This is a genomic window from Sphingomonas sp. 1F27F7B, assembly GCF_005503355.1.
Taxonomy (GTDB): domain Bacteria; phylum Pseudomonadota; class Alphaproteobacteria; order Sphingomonadales; family Sphingomonadaceae; genus Sphingomonas.
The window spans coordinates 145,629-151,805 of record NZ_SCMK01000014.1; the positions used below are offsets into that span (position 1 = coordinate 145,629).

The following is a 6,177-nucleotide window of genomic DNA, read 5'->3' on the forward strand; positions in this document are numbered from 1 at the left end:
CTCACAGCGCCGTATCCAGCCAGCGGTCGGCATCCGCGGCAAAGGCTTCGCGCACCGCATCCTCGCCGATCCGCGCCAGCGCATCGGCGACGAAGGCGCGGGTGAGCAGCGCCTGGGCGCGGGCCCGGTCGATGCCGCGGCTCTGCAGATAGAAGAGCGCCTGCTTGTCGAGCTCGCCTACCGTGGCGCCGTGCGCGCACTTCACGTCGTCGGCGAAGATCTCCAGCTCGGGCTTCAAGTTCACCGTCGCCGTGCGCTGGAGCAACAGGCCGCGCAACGACTGCTCGCCATCGGTCTGCTGTGCGCCGCGCGCCACTTCGACCCGCGCCGCCAGGCTCGCCGCCGACTTGTCCGCCGCCACTGCGCGCCACAGCTGGCGCGACGTGCCCTCGACATTCTCGTGCCGCACCACGACCGCGGCTTCCTGCCTCTGGCTGCCCGACGTGAGCAGCGCCCCGCCCATCTCGGCGAACCCGCCCTTGCCGTTCACCAGCAGCGCCCCGTCGATCCGACTGCCCATGCCGCCGGCGCCGAGGAACACCGAGACGAGGCTCGCCGCCTCGCCCACTTCGGCTTCCTCGCGCAGCGACACGAAGCCCGCATCCTGGAGCAGCCGCACCGAGCGCATCAGCCGTGCGCCGCGCTTGAGGCACAATGTCGTCAGCCGGTTCGCCCAGCCGATCCCGGCATAGGTCTCGATCACCGACGCGACTGCGTCCTCGCCCAACATCAGCCGGGCCGGGACATGGCTCTCGCCGCCGGTGCCGACATGGACGATCTGGATCGCCGTCGCCGCATGTTCCTCGCCGAGATGCAGCGACCAGCCCTCGCCCTCGGCCAGGCTGCCGAGCGGGTGATCGGTGGTCGCGACCTGGCTGGTCACCTGCACCGGGCCGGGCCGGCTGTGCGCGGGCTCGAAGCGGCCATCTACGAACAGCAGCCGCGGCCCCTCGATATCGAGAAACAGGCCGGCCGGATCGATCGCGGTCGCGCCGCGCGGGCTGTCGGCGGCTGCCTTCAGCGTCGCCATGTCGGCCCAGCGCCATTCCTCCTGGCGCGGCGTGGGAAGCGCAAGCGTCGTCACTGCCCCTTCCTCCATGCCTGTTTGAAGTCGGCGAGCAGCGCCGGCTTGCGCTTGTCGATACAGGCCTTCACCGCCGCGGAATCGCGCGCGCCCTTGCGGACGCACTCAGTCGCGGCGCGGCAGAGCTGCTCGTCCAGCTTCGCATAGCCGCTCGACGCGCTCAGCGCGCAGCCGAGCTTGCCGCCGGCACCCTGGCCGACGGTCGCGGAGATCGCCGCGAGCCGGCGCCCGACGACTTCGATGTTCAACTCGTCCTGCGGCGCGGGCGCCGGCTGCAGCATGAGGAGCAGGGAAAGAATCACGCGGCCACCGCTCCATAGCCTTCGCGCTCCAGCTCGAGCGCCAGTTCGGGCCCGCCCGAGCGGACGATGCGGCCGTCGGCGAGCACATGGACGAAGTCCGGCTGCACATAGTCGAGCAGCCGCTGATAATGGGTGATCAGCAGCACGGCCTTGCCGGGCGCGCGCATGATGCGGTTGATCCCCTCGCCCACGGCCTTGAGCGCGTCGATGTCGAGCCCGCTGTCGGTCTCGTCGAGGATCGCCAGCTTGGGGCCGATGATGCCCATCTGCACCATTTCGTTGCGCTTCTTCTCGCCGCCCGAAAAGCCGACATTGACCGGGCGCTTGAGCATCTCCGGATCCATGCCGAGCGCATCCGCCTGGGCGCGGGCCAGCTTGAGGAACTCGCCGCCGGAGAGCGGCGCCTCGCCGCGGGCGCGGCGCTGGCTGTTGAGCGCCTCGCGCACGAACTGGAGGTTGGAGATGCCGGGGATCTCGACCGGATATTGGAAGCCGAGGAACAGGCCGGCCGCGGCGCGCTCATGCGGTGCGAGTTCGAGCAGGTCCTGCCCGTCGAATTCCACGCTGCCGCCGGTCGCCTCATAGCCGGGGCGCCCGCCCAGCGTGTAGCCGAGCGTCGACTTGCCGGCGCCGTTCGGCCCCATGATCGCATGGATCTCGCCCGCATTCACGGTGAGGCTCAGGCCCTTGAGGATTTCCTTGCCGTCGATTTCGGCGCGGAGGTCGGTAATCTTCAACATCGCTTCGTTCATTCCTCGGGCGGCTCAGGGCCGCTTTTCTGACTTGTCGGTATCGTCGCGCTGGGGCTGGTTGCCCGTGGTGAAGCGCACCACCGGGCCGTCCGACGCCGGGTTCGCCGGCGGCGCAATCGGCTTCACGCGCTGGCGCTCGGTCTCGCGGCTGTCCTCGCCATTGCCGGTCGGCCCCACCAGATCGGCGGAGAGCACCGGCTTGGGCTGGACCAGCTTGGGCAGCTCGAAGACCTGCTTGCCGGGTGCGGAAACCGGCCTGGACGGTCCCGAGGCGGCGGCCGCCGCCTGCTCCAGCACGCTCAGCTCGCGGCAATCGGTCACTTCATCGGCGGTCTTGGCATAGCAGACCGGCGTCGCCTCGCAGGCCGTGGTGTCGCGCCGCTGGCTGCCGCTGGAGATCATCACCCGGCAATTGCGCAACCGCCCGTCGGCGCCCTTGTCGAACAGCATCGTGGTGCGCCCGAAGGTGGCGCGCACGACGATGTTCGCCTCGTCCTCCGCCGGCACGCCGACCGCCTGGGTGGCGGGCACGTCCTGGGCGAGGAGAAGGAGCGCGGCGAGGATCACCCGACGCTCCCCTCCAGCGAGATCCCGAGCAGCTTCTGCGCCTCGACCGCGAACTCCATCGGCAGCTGCTGCAGCACTTCCTTGGCGAAGCCGTTGACGATCAGCGCCACCGCCGCTTCCTGGTCGAGCCCGCGCTGCATCGCGTAGAACATCTGGTCCTCGCTGATCTTCGAGGTGGTCGCCTCGTGCTCGATCTGCGCCGAGGGGTTCTTCACTTCGATATAGGGCACCGTATGCGCGCCGCACTGGTCGCCCAGCAACAGGCTGTCGCACTGGGTGAAGTTGCGGACATTCTCCGCCGCCGCATTCACCAGCACGCGGCCCCGGTACGTGTTGTTCGACTTGCCCGCCGAGATGCCCTTGGAGACGATCGTCGAGCGAGTGTTCCGGCCGATATGCAGCATCTTGGTGCCGGTATCGGCCTGCTGGCGGCCATTGGTGACCGCGACCGAATAGAATTCGCCCACCGAGCCGTCGCCCTGCAGGATGCAGCTGGGATATTTCCAGGTGATCGCGCTGCCGGTCTCGACCTGGGTCCAGCTCACCTTGGAGTTCTTGCCGGCGCACAGCGCGCGCTTGGTCACGAAGTTGAAGATGCCGCCGACGCCGTTCTCGTCGCCCGGATACCAGTTCTGCACCGTCGAATATTTGATCTCGGCATCGTCGAGCGCGACCAGCTCGACCACCGCGGCATGGAGCTGGTTCTCGTCGCGCATCGGGGCGGTGCAGCCCTCGAGATACGAGACGTATGCGCCCTTGTCGGCGACGATCAGCGTGCGCTCGAACTGGCCGGTATTCTCCGCATTGATCCGGAAATAGGTGCTGAGCTCCATCGGGCAGCGCACGCCTTCCGGCACATAGACGAAGGTGCCGTCGGAAAAGACCGCGCTGTTCAGCGCCGAATAGAAATTGTCGCGCACCGGCACGACCTTGCCGAGCCACTTCCGCACCAGCTCGGGATATTCGCGGATCGCCTCGCTGATCGACAGGAAGATCACCCCCGCCGCCTTCAGCTCCTCGCGGAAGGTGGTCGCGACCGAGACGCTGTCGAACACCGCGTCGACCGCCACCTTGCGCGCGCCCTCCACGCCGGCGAGCACCTTCTGCTCCTCGATCGGGATGCCGAGCTTCTCATAGGTGCGCCGGATCTCGGGATCGAGATCGTCGAGCGAGTTGATCGTCTTCTTCTGCTTGGGTTCGGCGTAATAGTACGCGTCCTGATAATCGATGTGCGGGATCGACAGCTTCGCCCATTCGGGCAGCGTCATCTCCTGCCACATCCGGAACGCCTTCAGCCGCCAGTCGAGCATCCATTCGGGCTCGCCCTTCTTGGCCGAGATGTAGCGGACGGTGTCCTCGTTCAGCCCCTTGGGCGCGAACTCCTGCTCGACGTCCGAGGCGAAGCCCCATTCATATTTCTTGTTGGCGGCCGCCAGTGCTTCCGCGTTCTTCGTAGCCATGCTTACACCTGCTCCCCGGCCAGCGCCGGGGTCCGGATTTGATCTGCCGGATGCTGCGCCCCGGCCTCGGCCGGCGCGCTGGAAAGTTGGGCGAGGGAAATGCCCGCGAGCGCGCCCTTTACAGCACCGTTCACGACATTCCAGTGCGGCTTCACCTTGCAGCTGTCCTGCACGCAGCAATCCTGCTTGCCGGCATCGACGCAGCTGGTGAGCGCGATCGGGCCCTCGACGGCTTCCACGATGTCGGCCAGCGTGATCGCCGCGGGCGGCCGCGCCAGGCGGAAACCGCCGCCGGTGCCGCGCGCGCTCTCGATCAGGCCCGCAGCGGAAAGCTTGCTCACCAGCTTCTGCACGGTGGGCAGCGGCAGCGCGGTCTCCTCGGCGAGCTGCGTCGCGTTGAGCCGGCACGACCCGCCGCAATGGCGCGCCGCGGCGGACATCATCACGACCGCATAGTCGGCAAGGCTCGAAAGACGCACGCACTTCCCTTGCTGGTCCTCATGCGCAACCGCGCAGCGGACTCAATCGGACAAAAACGTTCCGATTGCGCAAATGGGCTCAGCGGCGCCGAAGGTCAACCGATTCGGGGATCACGTCCGGCAGGAAGTGGAAGGTTTCGTTGTCGAGCGTCACCGCCAGCACCGGATCGATGCCGGCGCGCAGCGAAGTGGGCGTGTGCCCGGTGAAGTGCCGTATCTCGTTGATCAGGTGCGACTGGTCGGAGAAGGGCTCGACCACATCGTCCACCGACGCGCCCTGATAGATGCGCATCGCGGCGCCGATCGCGCGGAACTTGCGCTTGAGATGCGCAGGCGAGCCGGCGAAATAGTCCTTGCACAGCCGCTGCACCTGACGCTCGCCGATGTTCGAGCTCCGGCGAATGCGCGCATAGAGATCGTCGATCGTCGGATCCGTGGTCGCCGCCCATTCGCGCACCGCGCGCAGGAAGGCCAGGTGCGCAGGCGGCACCGGCTTCACTTCGTGCTGGCGCATCTTGAGCAGCGGCTCGATCGCGCCGATCATCTCCTCCAGCGTCTCCATCTTGTGGAGCCGATGCCAGAGCAGCCCGGCCTGTTCGCAGAACAGCTTCTCGCCGTCGACGATATGATCGGCCACCTTGTGCGCTGGCAAATCGATCAGCGCCTTCCAGCCGATCGCGCGCAATGACACGCCGAAGCAGTGAAAGGGCCCGCGGATCTTGTAGGTGGCCGCGGCGGTGCCGGGGCCGTTGACCATCACCCGCCGGGTCTTCTCGGCATGGCCGTCGGGGAAGTGGACTTCGCCCTCGCCCTTGATGACGAAACGAAGCTGGCCGAGATCGACCCGCTCGATCCCCTCGATGTCCTGTGCGTCGTGCCGGTAGAGATAATAGGACTCGACATGCGGGAGCAGCGCGCCTTCCGCCTTGCGGAATTCGATCTGCGGCCGCGGATCGCGGTCATTCTCGGCGGCCGGTTGGGCCGGTTTCATCCTGGTTGCGCCCCGCATTTATACCCTGTTGATCCGAGACTCTTCCCTTCCCGGATTCCTTATTTTCTGACGCAAATATACCGCGCGGTCGCGGAATAGAAAAGTGGCCCGGTCAGCCGAAGCCAGACCGGGCCAAAAGGAAAGGGTTCCCCCAATTGAGCGGAAACCCCTCGGGTCGCAGTTTCCACCTAGCCGAGCCCCGCCCGGCGGTATTGGAAGGAATCGACATACGCAGCTTTACGGAGAGGAAAAGCGATGCGAAGGCCATCCGCCATGGCCTATCCGCTCCGTTCCGCGCTGTTCGCGCTCGATGCCGAAAGGGCGCACCGCGCCGCGATCCGCGCGCTCGCGCTCTGGGAATCGCTCGGCACCGTTTTCAGATCCGAAATGGTGGAATCACCTGTCCAATTGGGAGGATTGACCTTCCCCAATCGAATCGGGCTGGCCGCCGGCCTGGACAAGGATGCCGAGGCGATTCCCGGCCTGTTCGCGCTGGGCTTCGGCGCGGTCGAGGTGGGCACGCTCACGCCCCGCCCCCAACC

The 6,177-nt window shown here is 67.1% G+C and carries 7 protein-coding genes and 1 pseudogene; 1 reads left to right on the plus strand and 7 read right to left on the minus strand.

Annotation, left to right across the window (positions count from 1 at the left end):
* Position 1 precedes the first annotated feature (1 nt).
* From FFS08_RS14510 to FFS08_RS14540, 7 genes are all read right to left on the minus strand, one after another.
* Complete coding sequence (locus FFS08_RS14510; RefSeq protein WP_171012615.1) at positions 2-1,084, minus strand: SufD family Fe-S cluster assembly protein; 1,083 nt, start codon at positions 1,082-1,084, stop codon at positions 2-4.
* Positions 1,081-1,386, minus strand: coding sequence for a hypothetical protein (locus tag FFS08_RS14515; RefSeq protein WP_137862494.1), 306 nt, complete (start codon positions 1,384-1,386; stop codon positions 1,081-1,083). The genes FFS08_RS14510 and FFS08_RS14515 overlap by 4 nt, the downstream gene beginning before the upstream one ends.
* Complete coding sequence (gene sufC / locus FFS08_RS14520; RefSeq protein WP_137862493.1) at positions 1,383-2,126, minus strand: Fe-S cluster assembly ATPase SufC; 744 nt, start codon at positions 2,124-2,126, stop codon at positions 1,383-1,385. The genes FFS08_RS14515 and sufC overlap by 4 nt, the downstream gene beginning before the upstream one ends.
* A 24-nt stretch (positions 2,127-2,150) precedes the next feature.
* Positions 2,151-2,705 (minus strand): hypothetical protein, encoded by a 555-nt coding sequence (locus FFS08_RS14525; protein WP_137862492.1) that lies wholly within the window; start codon positions 2,703-2,705, stop codon positions 2,151-2,153.
* Positions 2,702-4,165 carry a Fe-S cluster assembly protein SufB gene (sufB, locus tag FFS08_RS14530; protein WP_137862491.1) on the minus strand — a complete coding sequence of 488 codons (1,464 nt, stop codon included), beginning with the start codon at positions 4,163-4,165 and terminating at the stop codon, positions 2,702-2,704. Before sufB ends, FFS08_RS14525 begins: the two co-directional genes overlap by 4 nt.
* 2 nt (positions 4,166-4,167) lie before the next feature.
* On the minus strand, positions 4,168-4,644 hold the full coding sequence (locus FFS08_RS14535; RefSeq protein ID WP_137862490.1) for an SUF system Fe-S cluster assembly regulator: 477 nt from the start codon (positions 4,642-4,644) through the stop codon (positions 4,168-4,170).
* 79 nt (positions 4,645-4,723) lie between these two features.
* Complete coding sequence (locus tag FFS08_RS14540; protein ID WP_137862489.1) at positions 4,724-5,635, minus strand: DUF6597 domain-containing transcriptional factor; 912 nt, start codon at positions 5,633-5,635, stop codon at positions 4,724-4,726.
* A 273-nt stretch (positions 5,636-5,908) separates the two neighbouring features.
* On the opposite strand from FFS08_RS14540, the pseudogene FFS08_RS14545 reads away from it, so the two are divergent.
* Positions 5,909-6,177 (plus strand): annotated as a pseudogene (locus FFS08_RS14545) (quinone-dependent dihydroorotate dehydrogenase); the annotation flags it as partial.

Excerpts from the sequence above, each read along its gene's own strand:
- sufC (WP_137862493.1), bottom strand. The coding sequence starts at position 2,126 with ATGTTGAAGATTACCGACCTCCGCGCCGAAATCGACGGCAAGGAAATC.
- sufB (WP_137862491.1), bottom strand. The coding sequence starts at position 4,165 with ATGGCTACGAAGAACGCGGAAGCACTGGCGGCCGCCAACAAGAAATAT.
- FFS08_RS14540 (WP_137862489.1), bottom strand. The coding sequence starts at position 5,635 with ATGAAACCGGCCCAACCGGCCGCCGAGAATGACCGCGATCCGCGGCCG.